Annotated in this window: 9 protein-coding genes; 4 read left to right on the plus strand and 5 right to left on the minus strand. The window is 66.3% G+C overall.

All coding sequences use genetic code 11. The features are described from left to right. Positions 1–241: 241 nt before the first annotated feature. Positions 242–3,667, minus strand: a complete 3,426-nt coding sequence (locus HZA32_17015; protein MBI5425779.1) for a TonB-dependent receptor plug domain-containing protein — start codon at positions 3,665–3,667, stop codon at positions 242–244. Positions 3,668–4,313: 646 nt separating this feature from the next. Then, positions 4,314–11,246: a fibronectin type III domain-containing protein gene (locus HZA32_17020; protein ID MBI5425780.1), complete on the minus strand. Its 6,933-nt coding sequence runs from the start codon at positions 11,244–11,246 to the stop codon at positions 4,314–4,316. 187 nt (positions 11,247–11,433) lie between these two features. On the opposite strand from HZA32_17020, the gene HZA32_17025 reads away from it, so the two are divergent. Continuing rightward, complete coding sequence (locus tag HZA32_17025; GenBank protein MBI5425781.1) at positions 11,434–11,820, plus strand: SgcJ/EcaC family oxidoreductase; 387 nt, start codon at positions 11,434–11,436, stop codon at positions 11,818–11,820. A gap of 103 nt (positions 11,821–11,923) precedes the next feature. After that, a complete protein-coding gene (locus tag HZA32_17030) occupies positions 11,924–13,366 on the plus strand; it encodes a glycoside hydrolase family 57 (protein ID MBI5425782.1) in 1,443 nt (480 codons plus the stop codon). A 12-nt stretch (positions 13,367–13,378) separates the two neighbouring features. Here HZA32_17030 and HZA32_17035 read toward each other — a convergent pair whose 3' ends face one another. Next, positions 13,379–14,401 carry a LacI family DNA-binding transcriptional regulator gene (locus HZA32_17035; protein MBI5425783.1) on the minus strand — a complete coding sequence of 341 codons (1,023 nt, stop codon included), beginning with the start codon at positions 14,399–14,401 and terminating at the stop codon, positions 13,379–13,381. 1,013 nt (positions 14,402–15,414) lie between these two features. On the opposite strand from HZA32_17035, the gene HZA32_17040 reads away from it, so the two are divergent. Both HZA32_17040 and HZA32_17045 read left to right on the plus strand, forming a co-directional pair. After that, positions 15,415–18,168, plus strand: coding sequence for a PKD domain-containing protein (locus HZA32_17040; protein ID MBI5425784.1), 2,754 nt, complete (start codon positions 15,415–15,417; stop codon positions 18,166–18,168). 176 nt (positions 18,169–18,344) lie between these two features. Beyond that, positions 18,345–19,772: an MFS transporter gene (locus HZA32_17045; GenBank protein ID MBI5425785.1), complete on the plus strand. Its 1,428-nt coding sequence runs from the start codon at positions 18,345–18,347 to the stop codon at positions 19,770–19,772. An 8-nt stretch (positions 19,773–19,780) separates the two neighbouring features. On the opposite strand, the gene HZA32_17050 is transcribed toward HZA32_17045, so the two are convergent. Together HZA32_17050 and HZA32_17055 are read right to left on the minus strand one after the other, a co-directional pair. Next, positions 19,781–20,623 (minus strand): alpha/beta hydrolase, encoded by an 843-nt coding sequence (locus tag HZA32_17050; protein ID MBI5425786.1) that lies wholly within the window; start codon positions 20,621–20,623, stop codon positions 19,781–19,783. Then, complete coding sequence (locus HZA32_17055; protein ID MBI5425787.1) at positions 20,620–22,077, minus strand: beta-galactosidase; 1,458 nt, start codon at positions 22,075–22,077, stop codon at positions 20,620–20,622. The genes HZA32_17050 and HZA32_17055 overlap by 4 nt, the downstream gene beginning before the upstream one ends. Positions 22,078–22,101 lie beyond the last annotated feature (24 nt).

Consider the following 22,101-nt stretch of genomic DNA (forward strand, 5'->3'; position numbering starts at 1 on the left):
CCTCGGGCTCTTCCACCGCTGAGGTGCGCAATTCGTTGCAATCCGCTTCCGCGACACGCGAGCCGCCGAGGGAGTGTGAGTGATCGTCACGCGGTCCGCGCGGCACGAGCCGCTCCGCGTGCGGCAGGCGCATTTTCATCGAGGGCCCGCCGCCGCGCTTCCGGCTGAGACGGGCAAATCCCGCGAGGATCGTGAACCGAACAGGGCGTCACGATCCGCGAGCGAACGAGATCGATGCAGGTCAGAACGCGAACGTCGACGAGATCGTCCACTCCATCGGAGCGCCGATGCGGCTGACCGCGACTTGGCCATTGGGATTGGCGGCAATCGGAATCAGATGATCGCCCGCAAAGGCGTTGCGCACGTTCAACTGCACCTTCCAGTGGATGCGTTCCTTGAGGATGGGGCGCGAATAGGAGACCCAGAAGTCCCAATTGAGTTCGTCGTCGCCGAGGAAGGGATTCCGCACGTCGTAGCCGCGGAAATCCGTGTCTTCGTCGACGCCGTCGCTCGGCAGACCATCGGCCTCGTAGGTGACGACCGGATAGCCGATCGCAACCTTGTCCTGCCAGCGCGCGCCGACGCCGGCGCCGACACCGCGCAGCGCGCCGTGCGTGAAATCGTAAGCGAGCACCGCGTTGGCGCGCCATTTCCGCAACTCTTGCGCGGGGCCGCCATCCGCCAGCAACACGCTGTTGAGCGGGTTGAGGATGTAGCGCAGGAACTCGTTGGCGAGCGTGCCGCCCTGCGTGGGCGTCGTGATGCCGGCGTTGAGCGCGATGCTGCGCGCGTTGTCGTTGCTCCACTCCTCCGCCAGCGTGCGACCGGTCGATGTCGGCGTGTTGAACAGCAACTCGCGCAGCGCGGCGCCGCTGTTGCTGCGGGAGGCCTCCTGCTTGGTGACGTTGAGAAGCACCGACCAACCGGCGTAAGGCTTCACCGCGAGTTCGAGTTCTACGCCCTTGGTCACGTAATCGCTAGTGTCGATGTGGCCAGGGTTGCTGACCGTGATCGTATTGCCGGAGGTCACGATCTTCCATTGATCGAGGAACACCTGCGGCGGCGCGACGTAGCCGTCGGGGAAATGATCGCCGTTCGAATCGGGTTCGTAGCCGTTGGTCACGGCGTCGAACGCTTTCGTGTGGCGGTTCATGATGCCGCCGATCGCGGTCGAGAGCGACGAGTTGCGGACGTTGATCTGGTTGGTCTCATACCACGTCGTCCGCAACGTCACGCGATCGGACCAGGCCGATAGCATGAAACCGAAATCGGTCGTCTGTCCCGAGGCCGGCGCGATCTCGTCGCCGAAGACGTTCAGCACGGTCGATTCCGGCGGATCGAAGTTCTGCGATTCGCCATAGAACACGTTGAAGCTGCTCAAGCCGGGCACGCGCCGGACCCACTTGGCCGGCGTCTTGGCCACCACGCTCCACGCGCGCGGCGTGCTTTCAAAGCGCTGCACCGCGGCGCCAGGCGCATCGATTGAATACAGCGGGCTGTTCACGAGACGGTTCGACTCGACCGGGTTGACCGGAGCGGAGACGCGCTTGATCTCCGAGCGCTCGTTGCGCCAGCCGATGGTGCCGACGATGTGACTGTCGAGCAGGAAGCTCTGCAGCGAGAACGCCCGCGACTCGAGCACTCGCCGCGCCTTCAGCGCGCCGCTCGCCGTCTCGGTCAACTCCTCGTCGGCGCGGATGACGTCGAAGTTGTCGTAGCGCACCGCGTATTGCGCCTGCGGCGCGGTCGCGTTGCTGGGTGCGACGGAGCGCGTGAGGAGTAGGTAGTTCGCGATCGTCGCCGGAAAATCCAGGCGGTTCGCCATGATGCGCGGGATGCCTGCGCCGCGCGTCGTGGACGCCGATGCGAGGGAGGGTCCGAGGTAGTTCAACGTGCCCACCAGCTTGCCGACATCCGCGGCGCGGTTCTGGTTGTTACCGTTCGGCCAGTTGTCGAGGACCGTGTAGGGCGCGCCCGAACGCGTATCCCGGTCGTAGGTTTCCTTCTGGTAGAGACCGGAAACGACGTGGCGACCGAGCCAGCGCAGCCACGGAGCGCGGCTGTCGTGCTCCGCAAAATCGAAATCGTAGAACACGCGGGCGCGATACGTCGTGATGTCCTCCTTGGAGTATCCCGCCGAGCCCGCCGTGCCCACGTAGGGACGGCCGAAATTGGGGTTGGGTGTGCCGTCCCACATGACGGTGTTGATGTCGATCGAGATGTATTGCGCGTCGTCCGGGATCATCGCCATCAGGGTCTCCTGGTAGCTCTGGTCGTCGTAAGCGAACTGGAGGCCGAGCTTCTTGCGGAACATCAGTTGCTCGAGCGAAATGCTCGCCGCCTCGAACTTCGATTTCTCCTCCTTGTTGGGACCATCGAGCAGCTGATTGTAGAAATCGAAGATGCTTGGATCGGCGATCGTAGGCTGCGCGTAGAACTCCGCGTCCGGATAACCGGCGCTCAACAACCCGGCGCCCAATCGCGTCGGCGCGAGATGCGCCGCCGTGCCCACCAGGCCGACGCCTGGAAAATAGTAGCGCGTCGAAACGAACGGACGGCCCGCGACCGGCGTGCCGTTGACCGTGCCGACCGGATCGCGCGGATCGGCGCTGGTGTGATCCGGGAAAATGATCGTCGGTCCGCGATTGATGTTCTGCGCCACGCCCAACCCGCGCGGCGTCGCGCCGAGCGGCTGATGCGCATTCCAGGTCGGTTTCGCCGGGATGCCGGCGGCCACCCACTCCGCGTAAGGCTCGAACCAGCTGCTGATGCGATCCTGCGGCGGCAGCGTGCGGGGATTGTTGGCGTCGATCTCGCCCGTCTCAAAATTCGCGCGCAGCGTGGTGCCGCTGAACGCACCGCGCTTTAGCGCCTTCGGACTGAAGCCGATGGCGGCAAACAACCGGCGATCCTCGTTGAACGCCGGCTCCTGCTTGAACTTCTCGTCGTCCTGCAAGGCGGCGACACGCACCGCGAACTGATCGTCAGCCAGCGTCTGATTGTAGTTCGCGCTCACGCGGTAACTGCCGAACGACCCCGCGCGCAAATCGACCTTGCCCGACGTCTCGCCGATCAAGGCCTCGGTCGTCGAGTAGTTGATGATGCCCGCCGGACTGCCGACGCCGAAGAGCAGCGCGTTGGCGCCGCGATTGATGTCGATGCGATCGGTGTTGTAGGAGTCGGTCGGAATGATGGAGCGGAAAAAATTCCGCGCCTGCGTCGCCTCTGCGAGTCCGCGCACACGCGTGCCGGTGCGGTTGGAGAGACCGGCCTCGCGAAACTGCTCCGTGCCGAAGCCCGCGCCGGAGAAGTTGCCGCCGAGCCCGGTGACTTCGGTGCCGGTGGTGTAGACCAGCACATCGCGCAGGTTCGTCGAACCGGTGTCCTCGAGGAACTTCGCGGTGACGACGCTCACCGCCGAACCGACGTCCGACAGTTCCGTGCGCAGACCGTTGCCGGCGAGCGTGGTCGTGGCCACGTAGCCCTGCACTTGCTTGGAGCTGACGACGAAAGGCGACAGGACGGTGATGTCTTCGGCCTTCTTTTCAGCGGGCGCTGCCTCTTGGGCCCAGAGGCCGGAGGAGGCCAGCGAAAGCGCGAAGGCGGTGAGCGAGAGGCGCGGGATGGCTCGCGCCGAAACACGACCGGGGATTGTTCTCGGGATCATGACTACGGTGTGGGGTTAGGGACTGCACCACTCCGCCGAGCCGTCGGTAGCAGGGGTCGATCACGTGGATCAGGCGGCCGCGAACCGGGGAGGCGAGAGAAGAACGAAGGGGGTGACACAACGCGTTTGGCCTCGATTGACCGAACGCTCAGCAATGGCGGCGATGCTACACTAACGCCGCGAATTTCGTCTATCGCCCCACTTGATAAGGCTTGTCCCGAATTGACGCCATGGCGCGCCTCGCGCTGGCAGCCACCGATCATAGCCGCCACGAACGACCAGCCTGGAGTTGTGTCGAATCTCGCGCATCCGGCAAACGGTAGGGCGAACCGTCCTCGGTGAGCCGCGGCTCGTCGGGACGGCTCGCCCTACCCGGATGCACGACGCCGTCGCACGGTAGCGCGGGTGGGCGCCGCTGGCCCCAGCGGCGCCTTCCGGATGCGCAGCCACTCACGACATCCGTGATTGCGAAGCTCCCGCGCGCGTCACGCCGGAAGGTGGAGCGGATTGACCTCAATCCGCTCCGAGCGCGTTGCGGTCACCGCGCTCCACCGAAATGGCCAACTTCTGCGCGGCTCAAAAAAAACGCGCCCACCTCGGCAGAGGCGGGCGCGGAAATCAAACGAAGCGCGCGTGGCGCCGCGAATCAGTCCTGCTCCGGACCGCGAAGAAGCGCGCCGCCGTTCACGACCAGACGATCCACGGCCACGCCGCCGTGCAGCGTCGTGTTGCCGTTCACGGTCAGGGTGCCGGCCGGCGCCTCGACGAAGCCATGGAAGCGGGCGCCACCGTTGAGTGTCAGGCCGCCCGAGGCGATCTGCAGCCAGAGCAGTTCCGGCGCGCCCTCCACGCCGCATTCCCCGTTGATCGTCGTGCCATTGGCGAGAACGAGAACGACCGGGCCCACGATCTGCACGCGGCTGTTGCCGTTCAGCGTGAGGCTTTGCAGCTGATAGACGGCGGGCGTCGTGGAGCCGGCCACACCGAGCACGAAGCCGGACGAGCCGTTGGCGGTGAACGAGCCGTAGACGCCCGGCGGAATCGTGCGCGTGCCCGCGTTGCCGTTGAGCGTGAGATTGCGCAACGTGGCAAAATCGCCGGCGTCCTGCGTCGCGTTGTTCAACACGACGTCGCGCGTGCCGGCCGGCGCGGACGGTGCCGTCACGACCGGCAGCGTCGCGGCATCGACGCGGCGCACGAGGTGCCGCAGCTTCGAGCCACCGTTCAGCGTGACGGTGAAAGCCGTCGCGCCGGCCTGCCCGGTCGCGTCCACGGTGCCGCCGAAGACGGGTTGACCATTCAGCCGCACCGCAGGCGTGCCGGGAACGAGCAGATCGCCGGTGACGACCGCGGAGCCGTTCAAGGTGATCGATTCCGCGGTGAGCACTTGCAGTGAGCCGTCGACGGTGCCGTTGAGCGTCGGTGCGTGCCGCACCGTGATGCCCGAGGCGATCACGAGCGTGCCGGTGACGGACCCGCTGTAGTTCGCTTCATCGACCGTCGCCTCGACCGCATACGTTCCGGGATAAACCGGCGGCGTCGCGCTGCCGGCGTAAGTGATCGTGACTTTCAGGTCGGCGGGCGTGGTGACGATGGTCGCCGTCTTCGGCGCGCCGTCGTAGAGCTGCCACAAGCCTGCGAGGGTGATCGTCGCGCCGGCCTTGGCGACGGCGAACGAGACGGTTTCGCTCGGTGCCGGCAGGTGGTTGGCGTCGCCGCCCTGCGCCGCGCTGAGGGTCACCGTGCCAGCGCCCGTGAGCGTGACCGTGTGGCCAGCGAGCGTCGCAGGACCACTCACAACCGCATACGAGATCGCGAGTCCGGAACTCGACGTCGCCCCCAACGCGAACGGCGCGTCGCCGAAGGTTTTCGCACCCGGATTGGGGAACGTGATCGTCTGCGCCGCTTTCGCGACTTCGAACGACAACGTGACCGGCTCCGCGGCGAAGTAGTTGGCGTTGCCCGGCTGCTCCGCCGACACGACGACCGTTCCTGCACCGAGCAGCGTCACGAGATTGCCCGCGACCGACGCCGGCCCGCTCACCACGGCGTAGCTGACGGGCAAGCCCGAGCTGGCCGCGCCCGACAACGCAAACGGCGCGTCGCCGTAAACTTTTGCTCCGGGCGACGAGACAACGAGGACCTGGCCGGCCGGCGAAACCTGAATGGAGAACTCGACCGACTCCGCGGGCAGGAAGTTATCGTTGCCGACCTGCGTCGCCGTGAGCACCACGACGCCGGCGCCGAGAATCGTCACCGTGGAGTCGTTGAGCGTGGCCGGGCCGCTTTCGATCGCGAGCGTGACAGGCAAACCCGAGTTCGCCGACGCGTTCACGACAAACGGCGCGTCACCGAACGTCTTCTCCTCGGGCGAATCGATGCTGATGAGCTGCTCCGCACGTGCGACGACGATCGTCACTTCCACCGGCGTCGCCGGCAGGTGAGTCGTGTCACCCGCCTGACTGGCGACGACGACGATGGAGCCTGCGCCCGTGATCGTCAGCACGTCACCGTCAACACTGCCCGGACCGCTCGCGACGGCATACGTGACCGGCAGGCCGGCACTCGAGGTCGCGCCCAACGCGAAGGGTGCGTCGCCAAACGTTTTCGCGGCCGGAGCCGCGAAGGTGATCGTTTGCGGCGCGCGCTCGATCGTGAGCGTGAGCACCGCAACGCCGGTGCCGGTGGCGTTCGTCGCCGACAACGCGACATCGAAGGTGCCCGCAACACTGGGAACACCCGCAATGACACCCGTGGCCGCGTCGATGCTCAGCCCAGCCGGCAGACCGGTCGCGCCGAACGCGGTGGCGCTTTCCGTCGCGGTGATCGTGTAGCTGAACGGCGCGCCGAACTCACCGGACATCGCCGTCGCACTCGTGATGACCGGCACGGCGCCCGTCTGCACCGGCACTTGTTCGACGATCTGGAATCCGCTGATGCCGGCTCGCGAGCCCAGTGTCGCCGAAACGCGGAACGTGGCGTCCGTGACACCGCGGAACACGACGTAGTCCTGGCCATCGACCGCCTCCGCGGCGCTGGCTGCCGTGGACTCCACGTAGGTGCCGCTCCAGGTGCGATTCGTATCGCGAATGTATTTGGTCTCGGCCGTGACCCACGCGGTGCCGTTCCACTTCTGGAAGTTCAGCGTCATGGTGGCGGGAACGGATTCCTGCGTCGTGCGACCGCCCCAATAAACGTAGACGTCGTAGCGAGCGTAGGGCACTTGGGCGGTGGTCGCCGTCATCGTGCTGCCGTTGCTGAGGCCGCGCTGGCTGCGCATCATCTTCGCGTCGGGCGAAGTGCCGGCGGTCGCGTTGAGGTAAGTGAAGCTGGCATTCGTGAACGTCACATCCGCCGTCGTCGCGCTGCCGAGATCATCGGGGGCGTTGGTGACGGGCTGATTCGCCGCGATGGAATTGTTCCAGTTCGGCGCAGCCACGGCGCCGGCGATTTCCTCCGGCGCGAGTGAGTTCGTGCCATCGCTGAGATTCACGCTGATGACGCGGCCGTTCACCGTGGTCCCGCCACCCGGAGACGCGGCGGTGGTCACGTTCAACGTCGCGCTCGGCGCCGACCAATTGCCGGCGGCGTCGCGAGCGCGCACGGTCATCGCGTAGGCCGTGCTCGGTGCGAGACCGGTGACGCTGAAGCTCGTCGACGCGGGCGCGCCGAGCGACACCCCGTCGCGAAACACTTCGTAGCCGGTGACGCCGACGTTGTCGGTCGAAGCCGGCCATGAAAGCGTGAACGAGGTCGCGGTCACACCGCTGGCGACGAGCCCGGCCGGCGAGCTGGGCGCGACCGTGTCGGCGGCGCTGCCGGCAGTCGTTACGCTGAGCGGACTGCTGGCCTCGGACCAGTTGCCGGCAGCGTCCCGCGCGCGCACGGTGGCGCTGTAGGTGGTGTTCGCCGTCAGGCCGCTGACGCTGGCGGTCGCCGCGGTAACGGTGCCGCGTGAAACTCCGTCGATGAAGACCTCGTAGCCCGTGACGCCGACGTTGTCGGTCGAGGCCGTCCACGAAAGCGTGAAGGCGTTTTCACCGACGGCGGAGGCGGACAAGTCCGCCGGCACGGACGGCGCCGTCGTATCGCTGCCGGCCGCGACGCGCACGAAGCGCACAGCGTCAGCAATGACGAAGCCGTTCGTATCGGTCGTGCGGATGAGCACGCTGCCGCCGGTGCCGGCCGCGAAGCTGCGGACGCCGAGAGAAATCCACGCGCCGCCGTTGACCCGCTGGTTGACGACGCTGGTCGCGGTGCCGCCAGCGTGGATCACGTCGACGGGCACGTTGCTCGCGCGGTTGGACCCCGCGGTCCAGCGGAGATAGACCGTGTAGTCGGCAGCGACGGGAATGTCCGGCGTGTAGCGCACGCTCTTCGTGCCCTTGTCGACATTGCCGTCCTGCAGGTAATTCGTGCCGTAATAACCGGCAGCCGTCGTGGCCGAGATCCAGTCGCCGGTGATCGTCACGCCGACGGCCGATGTGTTATCGAGAATGATCTCCGCCCCACCCGTGCCGCCATCGTCATCGAGCGTGCGCACGACGAGCGGTGCGCTGAGCGCCGAGACGTTGCCGGCGGCATCGCGCGCGCGAACCGTCATCGAGTAATTCGTGTAGGGCGTGAGGCCGGTGACGGGCAAGCTGGTGCTCGTGGCGGTGCCGATTTGCACGCCATCGCGGAACACGTCGTAGCCGGTGATGCCGACGTTGTCGGTCGCGCCCGTCCACGTGAGGGTGAACGCGGTGCTCGTCACGCTGGTTGCCGCGAGGCTGGCCGGCGCGGACGGTGCGGTAGTGTCGGCCGCCTCGCGCACGAAGCGCACGGCGTCGGCGATGACGAAGCCGTTGGTGCCGGTGGTGCGGATGAGCAGGCTGCCGCCGGTGCCGGCGGAGAAGGCGTAGGTGCCGTGGAGCACCCAGACGCCGTCGCTCACGCGCTGGTTGAAGGATTTCGTCGTGGTGCCGCTCGCGTGGATGACGTCGATCGGGACATTGTTTGCGCGGTTCGCGCCGGCGGGCCAGCGAACGTAGACGCTGTAGGTCGCGCCCGCAGGAAAGTCGGGAATGAAACGGGCGCTCTTCGCGCCTTTCCCGGCGTTGCCGTCATGGTGGTAGTTCGGGCCGTAGTAAGTGTTCGAGGTCGTGCCGGTCTGCCACTCGCCCGTGAACGCCACGCGCAACGGCGCAAGATTGTCGATGATGATCTCTGCGCCCGTCGTGCCGTCATCGAGCGTGCGGGCGTAGAGCGGTGCGCTCAGCGCGGAACCGTTGCCCGCGGTGTCGCGCGCCCGCACGTTGATGCGATAGGTCGTATAGGGATCGAGGCCCGTGACAGGCAGGCTGAGGCCCGTCGTCGAGCCGACGAGCACGCCGTCACGGAGAACATCATAGCTGACGACGCCGACATCGTCGGTCGCGGGCGCCCAGCTGACGGTGAACGAACTCGTCGTCGCGTCGCTGAAGCTCAACCCCGCCGGCGGCACCGGCGGCAGATCGCCGCCCGCGACCGGGAAAATCTCAATCGCGTTGATGAGCGTGTTGTTGACGGACGCCGCGAAGGACAGATCGAGGTAGTTGTCGGTCACGGCGACAATGCCGGACTTCACGAGCGCAATGTCGCGACCACCGGCTTCGCCGAAGATGTCGATGTTGGTCCAACCGGCGGGCGCGGTGCCTTCCGCCGTCACGCTGAACACGCGCTGGCCCGCCGCGGTGACGCCGGAGAAAGTCTCCGCGAAATGCAGGCGCACCTCGTAGAGGCCGTTGGCCACAATGAGCGAGTAGCCGGTCACGCCCCAGCGCTCGGTCTGGTAGAGACGGTCGTCGTTGGTGCCGGCGATTTCGATGGCGCCGCGATCGGCCATGCCGCCGCCGGTGAAGCCGAAGTCCGCCGCCCATACGTGACCGAGGCCATCCGTGTAAGCAGTGGAGCTGCCCGACTCGATGCGCATCGCGACCGGTGTGGTCGGCATCGACGCGTTGATCGTGATGGTTTGCGTGGTCTTCGCACCGCGATTGTCCGTCACCACACACGTGGCGGTGAAGGTGCCGGGCGCATAATAGGTGACCGTGGGATTCTGCAACGCGGACGACTGGCCATCGCCGAACGTCCACGCGTAGCCGACGAGGGTGCAGTCGCTGTCGGCCGCGTCGGCGGTGAAAGCAACCGTCAACGGCACGAGACCGCTGGTGACGCTGGCCGCGATCGCGAGCGTCGGCGCGGCGTTGGGCGTAGTGTCGACGCGCGCGCTGCTGTAGCCCTTGGTGAGGCCGTAGAGCTGACTGTCCATCGCGTTGGCCGGCACGCCGCGCCAGAGAGGATCACGATCGATGTAGTCGGGATCGATGCCGGTGCTCTCGCTCCACATGACCGTCTGATTGAGCGTGGCCGAACCGCTGACGAAGCTGGTGATCGCCCCTTCGGCGGAGAGGATCGAGTTGCTCGCCGAAAGGATGCCGCCGCTATCGACGGAGAGTGCGGTGCCGAGACCGTGAAAGGTGGAATAATCCACGTTGAGTGCACCGCCGTTGCCGCTCACCCAGACGCCGTAAGCGCCGCCGGTGCCGCCGCGCTTCACGTTGAAGGCCGCGAGGCAATTCACCATCTGCCCGCCGCCGGCCCAGTGGCGGTAGCCGCGCGAGTTGCCGACCGAAATGCAATCCTGGTAGAGCACGTCGGTCGCCTTGTTGTCGAAGCCGCCGTCGTTGTTATCGAAGGCCTGGCAGCGGATGAAGCGGACGTTGTAGGTGCCGCGCTCGGTGGAGAAGCCGTCGCCGTTCCAATAGTTGCTGCCGCCCTGCGGATAGCCGTTGTTGGACGAGATGCAGTCGATGAAGTCGACGTCGTGGATGATCGGCAGACCGTCGGTGTCGTCGCCGCCGAAGCCGACCGGGATCGCTTTCGCGACGAACGCCGGATCGCCGCCGGTGCAGTCCGCGGAGGTCGCACGGAAGGTGATGAAGCTCGTGTGGTCGCCGACGCGGAACGCCTTTTTCGTGTAGCGGATCGCGGTGCAGTTCACGACCTCGACGTGGTTGACGTTGTAGAGGCGGATGGCGTCCTCGATCGTGTCGAACGAGAGCGTGTCGAACACGAGGTTGGAGCGCAGCGTGTCGTTGCCCGAGGCGACGAGGCTCATGTTGATCACCCAGGGGTGATTGCGGAACGCGAGATTGCGGAACGCCCAGTGATGCGCCGCGCCGGGAAAATGGATGAAACGCGCGCCACCCGCATCGTTCGCGATGTTGAAGCTGCCTTGGAAGAGCGGTCGGCCGCCACCGGTGTCGACACCGACGATGCTCTTCGGATTGCCCGGCTCGCCGCTGCTGTTGATGACGAGCGAGGTGATCGTGTAGGTGCCGCTGCCGAGATTCAGCGTGTCACCCGCGCCGAGACCGTTGACGGCAGTCTGGATTTGCGCCTGCGGCCAGGCGTTCGTCCACGAGGTGCCATCCTGGGCACCGGCACCAGCCGGGGTGGCGTAATAATTTTGACCGGCGAAAGCCGAGAGCGCAGCGGCAACAAAGGCAGAGCCGGCCAGCGCGCGACGAAGGAACGTCGGGAGGAGCGTGTGCATCGAGAGGTGGGGTTAGGGGTTCGGATGCGCACGCACGCAGCGGCGCATCCGGCGGTGGTCAGCTACGCCAGCGCGCGCGGCGTCGACTAGCGAATGTTGGTGCAAGGCGTTGCACGCCGATGCGCGCACCGCGCGCTCCGATCTCCTGACAGCACGCTGTCAGCGCGCTGCGCTACGTTGCCCGGGCATGAATCAAAAATCCCCCGACGCCACCGTTCAGCGTCTCGTCCACGCGCTCAATGCCGCCGATCTCGATCAGGCGGCTTCACTCTACACGGCCGATGCCGTCTTCGTTCCAGAACCGGGCAAGGTCGTGCACGGACGCGCCGCCGTTCGCGCCGCCCTGGCCGAATTGCTCGCGCTCAAGCCGTGCCTCACGACGCATCGCCAGCAAATCTTCTCCGACGGAGACGTTGCACTCTATCACTCCCGGTGGTCCCTGCGCGGGACCGCTCCGGATGGGCAAACCGTCGAACTCGGCGGCAACTCCAGCGACGTCCTGCGACGTCAGGCGGACGGCACCTGGCTCATCGCGATCGACAATCCGCACGGCACGCGGGTGCTGGGCGAGTGATCTCGCGGCCGGGCGCAAGTCGTCGCAGCGGCTTGCGCAAGGCTTTGCGCAGGTCGGGGCCTCGCATCGCTGGAGTGCGTCTGCGCTTAGTGCGTGCTCCCACATGGCCCCCACCCAACGCCCCACCAGTCAGCCCAAACCTGGCGTCATTTTCCTGCCGCACGGCAATCTCCAATACTCGCAACTCCGCCCCGAAAAACGCGGCTGGGTCGCAGCGCAAACCTACGGTCCGCTCTTCGCGCTCTCCGCCGAGATGGACGCGCCGCTCGCGTTCGAGGCCTCCGGCGAGACGCTCGAGATCATCGCCGCCGCCGCGCCGCAAGTGCTCGATCAGCTCAAGGCCGGCATCAAGGAGGGTCGCATCGAACCCGTCGGCTCGCCACACACGCACATCATGCTCGCGAACATCGACCCCGAGATCGGCCTCGAGTCGTTGCGCGAAGGGCTCGACACGTGGGAACGCCTCACCGGCGTCCGGCCCGTCACCGGTTGGAATCCCGAGTGCAGCTGGGCGGGCTTCATTCCCGAGATTTTCCGCGCGGCTGGTTACGAGACGCTCATCGGTGACGCCGATTCCTACCTGTTGTCCAGCGTGCCGGGCCTGCGCGAGGCGACCGGCCTGCGCTTCGACGTTCGCGGCCACAGCAACAAGAATGCCCTGTTCAAAATTGAGGCCGAGATCGCCCGGCGCCCCGAAGTGCTCGAGACCCTCATTCGCCCCAACCTGCTCTCGAACGGCCTGCGCGTGATCCTGCGCTCGGACATGATGTGCAACATTCTCCTCTGGTATCTCATGGGCGCGACCGAGGGAAATCGCGAGCAGCCGATCAGCGCCGACGAGGTCCGCGCGACACTCGCGCGCTGGCGCGATCGGATCCCCGGAGGAAACGGTTTCCTGCTCCCTTACGCCGAGGACGCCGAATATGTCGGCACCACCGCGTATTTCTACGTGAAGCAATTCGGTCTCGCGCGTTTCTTCGAACCGGCACCCGACAGCGTCACGCGCTTCCGCAATGTCCTGCGGATCGCGCGCGAACTCGATTTCCGCCTGATCACGCCGCGCGAAGCTGTCGCGACCTACGCCGCCATCCCCGGTCGCGGTTTCGAGAGCATCGAGAACGGCTGCGCCTGGCACGGCGGCACCGCGAAAGCCTGGGCCAACACGCCGCACGCGCGGCTGCTCGATCCGGTCTGCCGCAGCATGCACGAGGGTTTGAAGGCAATCGCCGCCACGCTGCGCATCGACGAAATGCGCCGCGACGCCGAGTTCCGCACCGTGATGCGGCAAATCACGACCGCCTACGTCAGTGACGCCCGCTGGCCGCCCGCGCCGACCTCGCCCGGCCGCTTCAATGTCCAGGAAGCACTCGACGCCCTGTCCGCCGCGAACGAAGGCATCGCGCGTCTCATGGTCACGCACGGCCTGGCCGATCATCGCAGCCTGTATTCGCCCGCCATCATGCGCACGCAGATCGCCGCGATTGCCGACGAGTTGATGGGAATGACCTACTTCGAAGAGAAGGGCGTCGCCGCGCCCGCCGCGTAGGCGACACGCTCCTCACGCACTGGCTAGCGGGCGTGCCGTCGCGCCGTCGACCCACGCCCCGTGCACCTGCAGTCCTTTCGGGTGCTCGGGCACGCCGACCTCGTTTTGATAGAGCAAATTGACGAGCAGCTCGACCGCGTTGCTGCCGACGCCGGCGTTGTCCTGTCGCACGCCGGCGACGTCACCGGGCGCCGCGTTTTCCACATCGTCCACGTTCAGGTGCGCGAGTGCGACGTCCTCGGGCACGCGCACGCCGTGGCGCCGAATCACGTTTAATAGGCGGCGATTCGCCGTGATGATCCCCTGCGGCGCGACGCGACGCAGCCACGGGATCACTTCCTCGTCGCGCTCGGTCAGCAACGGCGGCAGCGCCACGCCACCGAGTTCGCTTTGCAGCGTGGAAAAATAGCCGGCGAGAAAGCGGCCGTTCACGATGCGCTCCACGCGCGTCTCGCCGACGTAGCCGATGCGACGGTAGCCCATCTGCCACAGCCGTTGCACCGCAAGGCGGCCGCACTCGTATTGGTCGTCGCTCGAGTAGTGCAACGAAGGCCGCTCGAACCGCGTGCCCACGCTGACGATGGTGAACTGCTCGAGCGGCAGCGGAATGCTCGTCGCCCACCCGCCACTCGCGGCGAACTCCGGCAGCAGCACGCCCTGGATGCCGCGATTGCGCAGGGAGCGGGCGAGACTCACCGCCGGTTTGCCCGTCGCACGAATACGGCTGATCGAGTAACCCAACGCCTCGGCCCGCGCCGCCGCGCCCGTCCAGAACGCGCGATGCACGGGATCGTGCTGCCAGTCCTCCGGCTGCGGGAAAAAATCGAGCCACGCCAGATTGCATCGCGCCGCGGGCGGATGTCCGTGCCGCAAATGCACCATGAGCGCCGACACGAGCGGATTCGGACGGTAGCCCATGCGCTCGGCGATTTTTTGGATGCGTTCCCGCGTCGCCGCGCTGATGCGCGGATCGCCCTTGAGCGCGCGCGAGACGGTGCTGGTCGCTACACCGGCCGCAGCCGCGACCGCGTCCATCGAGAGTTGAGCCGCATCACGTGGGCCGGGGTTAGCAGGCGCGCCAGACATCGCGGCCAACAAAACGAGCGCCGTCCGCCGGGCAAGCCATTACGCTGGGCACGGTGCATCACCGCTCGCCGCCTCGGTGTTTTCCCCAGTCGTGACGGGATGCAACGAATTGCACCCGCGTTCGGTAGCGTCGCTTGCCGTCCCGCACACAAGGGCACCGCGCACGCTGGCTGTAGCGTGCTCAACGCATACCCCCCATGATCACGTCGAAACGACTGTTCGCGCATTGCGCGCTCGTGAGCACTTGCCTGCTCACTTTGCTGACCTCGGTCTTTGCCACGCCGTATTACGCCACGCCCTCGGGCGCGGGAACGATGACCGGCGGCAGTTGGGCCAACGCTTACTCGCAGGCCCAACTCGCCACCGCCGTCGCCGCGCTGACGCCCGGAGATATTCTCTATCTCGGCAGTGGCACCTACACGAATCCCTCCTTCGTGCTCTCGTCGAGCGGCACGAGCGGAAGCCCGAAATCGATCATCGGCGTCGACACCGGCTCCGGCCTGCCGCTCATGCAGGGCAATTGGAACGAAACGACGCCCGCCGCATCGGGCGGCAGCGCGTATTGCATCCGCTTCTCCACGATCGAGGACGGACACGTCGCCTACTGGGTCGTGAAGGACCTCCGCATTTCGCGCTACCTGCAGGCCGTCACCGCCAACAGCATCGCCAGCTACTCGAACCTCACGCTCGACAACATCGACGCCGACACGGTGCGCGACGGCATCGCGATGATCAACTGGACCAACTGCGTCGTGAAAAACTGCGACATCATCCGGCACACGAAAAAGGGTTTCCGCCTCGCCGGCGCGGTGAACAACACGAGCTTCGAAAACTGCACCGCCGATGCCAATGGCGGCAACGACGCGTTCCCCACTGAAGCCTACCCCACCGGCTTCTTCTCCGATTCCAGCTCGGGTAATCACGACAACACGTTCACCGACTGCACGGCGAAGAACAACCGCATGTCCTCGCAACCCGTCGCCTATTGGAACGGCGACGGCTTCAGCACCGAAGGCAACAACTACAACTACACCTACCTCCGCTGCCGGGCGTTCGACAACCACGACGGCGGCTTCGACGACAAGGCCCGGAGCGCGAACTACCGCGATTGCGTCGCCCTCGGCAACAAACGCGGCTTCCGCATCTGGGGTTCGAACGGCGTGATGACGAACTGTCTCTCCGCCTACAACGCCTCGTGGGGCGACGCCTACCCCGCGCACGGCCTCTGGGTTTCGGCAGGCGACAGCGTCAGCGTCAGCCAGTCGACGTTCTTCAACGCCACCGATGAGCAGGTCTACGTGGAAGCCGGCGCCCAGGTCGCGCTCAACGACTCCATTCTCTCCGTCGACGGCGTCTTCGCCAGCGGCGCGATGACCAACACCGGCGTGCTCCTCAACCGCACCATCCGCTACACGCCGAGCACCGGCCCGGATGCCAATCCAAACTACGCCGCACCGGCGCGCACCTGGACCGGCTCACCCGCCAACGCCTTCGACAGCCAGACCTACACCAGCCCCGAGCGCGGTTATTATCAGGCGAGCGGCACGCCCAACATCGCTCCGATCATGACGATCGCCGCCGGGCCTTACGCTTCCGGCATGACGCCGCTGACGGTCAACTTCACCGCTTCCGCCACCGACAGCGACGGCACGATCGCCTCGTATGCGTGGACCTTCGGCGACGGCGGCTCGTCGACCGCGCAGAATCCGTCGCACACCTACACCGCCCTCGGCACGTTCACCGCCGAGTGCATCGCGACCGACAATTCCGGCGCCGTCACCGTCCGTCGCGTCGCGATCCAGGTGATCGCCGCCAACGCTGGCCCGAACCACTACATCACGCCCACCGGCGCCGGCGCCCACAACGGCTCCAACTGGGCCAATGCCTTCGGCGAAACCGAGCTGCAGGCCGTGTTCAACTCCCTCAGCTCCGGCCACACCGTGAATCTCGGCAGCGGCACCTACTCGCTCGGCGGCACCGTCACGATGACGAAGAGCGGCACGTCCAGCGCGCCCGTGGTCGTCCAAGGCGTCGATACCGGCGCGGGCCTCCCGCTGTTCGACGGCACCTTCGACAACCACAACAACGCCTCGTCGAACTTCCTCAGCTTCGGCAGCGGCGCGATGAGCTACATCACGGTGAAAAACCTCAGCTTCATCGAGCACGGTTGGGTGATCGACATGCCCAAGATCGGCACGACCGATACGCTGCGCGATCACATCACGTTCGAAAATCTGAGCTTCGACTCCGTCGAGGACGCGATCCGCATTCGCAACTGCAACAACGTCCTCGTCCGAAACTGCCACGTGATCCGCTACACGAAGAAAGCCTTCCGCATCGGCGACTACTCGAGCTTCGTCGCATTCCAGAACTGCTCGGCCGACTGCACTGGCGGCAACCTCGACTACTGGGCGAAGAACACGCCCAACGGCTTCTTCTGCGAGGACGAGGCCGGCAGCCTGCCGATCATCCACGACATCACGTTCATCGACTGCGTGGCGCGCAACAACGGCTACAACCAGTCGAGCGGCGACTACTGGAACGGCGACGGCTTCTCCACCGAACGCGGCCACTACAACATCCTCCGCATCCGCTGCCAGTCCTACGACAACAACGACGGCGGCTTCGACGACAAGGCCGACAACCTCACGATGATCGACTGCGTCGCCGCCGGTAATTTCCGCCAGTATCGCATCTGGGGCACCACCGGCGTCGTGTTGCAAAACTGCCTCGGCGCAAACGGCGTCGAAGGCGCCGCCACCGGCGGCTCCGGCGGCACGAGCAGTCCGAACCTCGTCTGGCTGCGCATCAATGCACAGGCCACGATCCGCAACTCCACCTTCGACTCCGGCGGCTCGATCTACCTCGAAGCCGGCGCGGCGCTGACCATCGAGGACAGCATCGTCTCGCGCAACGACAACACCACGACGTTCTTCACCGGCGGCACCGTCACGAACAACAACACCGCCACCTACAGCCTCGCCACCGGCACGAACCCGCAATACGTCGCGCGCTCCGACACTTGGCGCGGCTCGCCGGTCAATGCCTACGACAACGCCACCTGGGGCACGACCAAGGGCTACAGCAGCACATGGACGGCGAACGCGATCAGCGTGAACATCTCGGACGGCACCACGAACTCGCTCGCCGCCACCGACGTGGTCGGCGCAGTGCCCGCCCTGAACTGGAACAACGCCGCCTCGAGCAGCGCGCTGACCGACCTCGTCGACTCGCTCGGCGCCGCCACGACCGCCGATGTCACGTTCGGCAACACAAACTACGGTTACACCAACAACACCGGCATGCTCGCCGCGCCGATGGACGACGACGCCAAAATGATGCGCGGCCAGCGCGGTCACTCCAATAACAGCACCGTGAGCGCCACCGTCGCGCAGGTTCCCACCGAATACGCCACCTACGACGTCTACGTTTATTGGGGCGGCCGCACGCCGCTCGAATCCGTGCCCGCCACGATGACAGTCAACCTCCAGCTCTGGAACGGCACCGCGTGGGTCACCAGCGAGACGAAATGCATCCGCGACGACAACCGCGTGTGGGATGCCAGCTACAACGAATCCACCGCGCCGAACACGACCGCCGCCGTCGACGGCAACGAGTTCGTCGTCTTCCGCGGCCTCACCGACCGCACCTTCCGGATCTCCGCCACATGCGGCGTCCGCACCGGCATCTCCGGTTTCCAAATCGTGCCGCGCTGATTCCCGCTTCGGTTTCGAATCTCGCGGTTCATCCAACTCCGGGCGGCCACGCCCGGAGTTTTCTTTTGCGCCGTCACAACCTGCGCGGCGCGCGCAACGCCTTGCATCACCTTGCGCTGCCCTTGCATGCTCCCGCGGTCACCATCGCCGGACCCTCGTCCGCCCCACCGCCCCCAATGACACCTGTTTCCCCTGCGAGCGAAACTCCGCCGGCTCAAGTCGCTCCCGCCGCGCCGCAAACCACCTGGCGCGAACGCATCGGTTTCGCGTGCGGCCAGCTGCCTTTCAACTTCGGCGCGTCCGGCCTCAACACGATCGCCTACCCGATCTACAACATCACGCTCGGACTCAGCCCAACGCTCGTCGGCATCGTGCTCGCCATCGCGCGGCTCTGGGACGGCTTCATGGACCCCGTCGTCGGGCACGTCAGCGACAACTCCCGCTCCAAGTGGGGCCGCCGCCGACCGTTCATCGCCGTCGGCGCCGTGTTGTGCGCACTCACCTTCCCCATCATCTGGCTCGTGCCGCCCGAGTGGAGCAAGCCGGCGATGTTCGGCTATTTTCTCGTCACGACCCTCGTGTTCTACACCGCGTTCGCCGTCTACGCGGTGCCCTATCTCACCCTCGGCTTCGAACTCAGCACGGATTCCAACGAGCGGGTGCGCATCCACGCCGTGCGCGCGGTCGTTTCGAAGCTCACATTTTTCATCATCCCGTGGGTCTTCGCCGTCGCGCAGCTGCCGGTGTTCAAGAGCACGGTCGACGGCATGCGCACACTCGGCTGGATCATCGGCGGGCTCTTTCTCGTTCTCGGCCTTCCCGCAATGCTCCTCACGCGCGAACGCTACGCCGCGCGCATGGTCGCCCAGAAAAAGGTCCCCGCACGCGAGAATCTCCGCCTCACGTTCCAGAACCGCCCCTTTCTCTATCTCGTCGGCATCGTCCTCGGCCTGCTGATCGGCACCACGCTCGTCGGCAACCTCGGCATCTACGTCAACAGCTACTACGTTTTCGGCGGCGATACCGTCGCCGGCGCCGCGATGCACGCGCGTGCGCAAACGCTCTACGCCGTCACCGGCATGATCGCCGTGCCGATCGTGTCGTCGCTCGCCACGCGCTACGGCAAGTTGCGGGTCATCCGCTGGTGCATCGGCTGCGGCGTGCTCGCCTCGATCAGCGAATTTTTCTTCTTCAACCGCGAATATCCGTGGCTGCAATACCTCTCGATGCTGCTGCTCGCGCCGAGTTTTTCCGGCTTCTGGGTGCTCGTGGACCCGATGAAAGCCGACGTCGCCGACTACGACGAACACCGCACCGGCCTCCGCCGCGAAGGCATGTATGCGTCCGTCGCTTGCTGGCTCGAGAAAACCGCGCTGACGCTCGCGATGCTCGCCTCCGGCTTCGTGCTCGACCTGTCGGGCTTCGACGTCGCCCGCGGCGGCGCGCAGGACGAATCCGCGCTCCTCACCATCCGCCTCGCTTTCGCCGGTGTGCCGGCACTGTTCCTCCTCGGCAGCCTCATCCTCGCGGCGCGTTATCCGCTGAACGACGCGGAAGTCCGCCGCATCAAGTCGTCCTTGGACACTCCGGTCACCGCGCGCTGAGCGCCGCGCTACGGCGTCGGCGCCAGTTGTCGCTCGAGAAACGCGAACAGCGCCGGGCGAATATCCGTCAGCGCCGTCTGCAGGAAAAACCCGTGCGGCGCGCCGGCGACCTCGACGTAGACGTAGCGTGCGCGACGTTGTTCGAGCTCGCTCGCAAACCATCGCGCGTGCGCGACGGGCACGGTCACGTCGCCTGTGCCGTGCGCGAACCACAGCGGCGGCGATGTCGGACCGAAATAGCCCACCGGCGAAGCGGCCTGCGCCCGCGCCGCCGTCTCCGTCTCATCGCGCCCCGCGAAAGCCGCCAGCCATTTTCTGTCGATGCGACCAAATCCGTAAAGGCTGACGATCGCGCGCACCTCGACCGCGTGCTGCGCGCCGAGCAGCATCGCGAGTTGCCCGCCCGCCGAGCCGCCCATCACGGCCACCCGATTCGGGTCAATCTGGTGAAGCCGCGCGCCCTCGGTGCGCACCCAGCGCAACGCCGCTTCGCAATCCTCGTAATTCTGCGGCCAGACCGAGCGCGTGTGGCGAACCTTGCCGTCCGCTTCCTGCACCGAGTCGTTCAGGCGATAGTTGATCGAAAACACCGCATAGCCGCGCGCCACGCACTCGGTCGCGATTTCCCGGTAGCCGGGCGCCGCCTTGTCTCCGCTGCGCCAGCCGCCGCCGTGGATCAACAGCACCGCCGGCAGCGGCCGCGGCACGCGCGCATCGGGCAGCCACACATCCAGTTTCTCCGTGCGCTCGGCCGGCAAATACGCGACATCCCGAATCGTCGGCTCAGCGCCGGCACTCACGGTCGCCACGGCGAGGCCGGCGATGACACCAGCCAGCCTGCGAAGCTTCATGGCGCGCGCGACCGCGGCGGCAGCGCGGCGCGCTCGATGATCACCAGCGGCGAATCGTAGACCGGAAGGGCGCGGAAAACCGTGCCGCCCTTTTCATCCGACGACCAGTCGACGCCGGGAATCGCATGCACCGTCGCGGTGCGAAGATCGACGAGCACAGGCTCGGTAAAGCGGGCTGCGGGCAACGTCAGCTGGATGCGATCCACGCCGTTGGACTCGCTGGGCGCGGCGTCGCAAAACCAATACGTCACCGCCGTCGCACCGTCGCTCGCGCGCCGATACCCGAAGAGCGCGACGTCGCGCAGTGCCGTGGATGTGTGTGGGAACGTGGCGATGCGCTCGAGCGTGTCGTCGAAAATCGAGTAGACCGCCTGCGCGGCGCGGTATGCAGGCTTCAGGTAGGCCACGCTGTGGTCGCGATTCGTCGCCAGCAGGCCCTTGTGGTTCACATAAACGCCACCGGCCGCCGGCCGGTAAGTCATGTCGGACAGCGCGAACAGATTCATCGGCACATCGCGTCCGCGGTGGGCGAGCATGCGCCGCAGGTTCCACTTCGCCTGAAGATTTTCGGTCCACTGGATGTTCTTCAGCGCCGCGCGGTCCTGGAATTGCGACGGCGCACCCGTCTCGCCCTGCCGCACCGCGATCGTCGCACCATGCTTGTCGATCACGGCGCGGAGCTGATCGAGGTTGGTTGTGTCGTCGGGATTGCGCGGGTAACCGTGGATCGTGATCGCATCGATCAGGGGCAAGCCGCCGCGGGCCTTGAGACCGGCGAGAAACTCATCGACGTAGTCGATCTTGCTCGAGAGCCCGAGCGCCCAGATCTGGCTGCGCGGCTGCACGGCGCGCACGATGGTTGCGGTGCGCACGAAGAGATCGAGGTAGGCGGCAGTTTTGGCGCCGCCGGTGCGGTTCAGGTCCGGCTCGTTCCAGATTTCCCACTCGAAAACGCGATCCTGATACCGCGTCACGAGCGCCTGCACCCACCGATCCCACGCCGCGAGCGCCTCCGGCGAAGTCGGCAACCCGCCCGCGAGGTCGCGATCGCCGCCGCCGGGATAGGCCGGGTTGCCATAGCTGATCTGTAACCACGGTCGCACGCCTTGCGCGACGGCGTGATCGATCATCCGATCGAGCCACGCCCACTCGTAGGTGCCGGGCCGCGGTTCGCAGCGAAACCATCCGCTCTGCACCCGCATGTGCTTCGCCCCGAGCGGGCCGACGTAATCGCGGATTTTTTCGTAGTCGATGAAGTTGCGGTCGTAAGTCTCCGCGCCGATCGACCAGAACGAGGCCGCGGAAATGTCCTTCGCCGCACGCGGCTCGACCGATCCGAGGACCGGCCAGTCGAGTCCGGCGGTGGGAGATGCCTCGCGCGCAGGCGCTGTGGCGCCGTGCAGGACAGCGCCGAGCGCGAAACTCAGGACGAGGAGGGCCGGCCGGAAGTTCATCAGCAGGAGCGCAGCAGAGCGCGG

The organism is Opitutia bacterium (assembly GCA_016217545.1).
Lineage (GTDB): Bacteria > Verrucomicrobiota > Verrucomicrobiia > Opitutales > Opitutaceae > Didemnitutus.

Excerpts from the sequence above, each read along its gene's own strand:
- HZA32_17015 (MBI5425779.1), bottom strand. The coding sequence starts at position 3,667 with ATGATCCCGAGAACAATCCCCGGTCGTGTTTCGGCGCGAGCCATCCCG.
- HZA32_17020 (MBI5425780.1), bottom strand. The coding sequence starts at position 11,246 with ATGCACACGCTCCTCCCGACGTTCCTTCGTCGCGCGCTGGCCGGCTCT.
- HZA32_17025 (MBI5425781.1), top strand. The coding sequence starts at position 11,434 with ATGAATCAAAAATCCCCCGACGCCACCGTTCAGCGTCTCGTCCACGCG.
- HZA32_17030 (MBI5425782.1), top strand. The coding sequence starts at position 11,924 with ATGGCCCCCACCCAACGCCCCACCAGTCAGCCCAAACCTGGCGTCATT.
- HZA32_17035 (MBI5425783.1), bottom strand. The coding sequence starts at position 14,401 with ATGGACGCGGTCGCGGCTGCGGCCGGTGTAGCGACCAGCACCGTCTCG.
- HZA32_17040 (MBI5425784.1), top strand. The coding sequence starts at position 15,415 with ATGTCCTCGCAACCCGTCGCCTATTGGAACGGCGACGGCTTCAGCACC.
- HZA32_17045 (MBI5425785.1), top strand. The coding sequence starts at position 18,345 with ATGACACCTGTTTCCCCTGCGAGCGAAACTCCGCCGGCTCAAGTCGCT.
- HZA32_17050 (MBI5425786.1), bottom strand. The coding sequence starts at position 20,623 with ATGAAGCTTCGCAGGCTGGCTGGTGTCATCGCCGGCCTCGCCGTGGCG.
- HZA32_17055 (MBI5425787.1), bottom strand. The coding sequence starts at position 22,077 with ATGAACTTCCGGCCGGCCCTCCTCGTCCTGAGTTTCGCGCTCGGCGCT.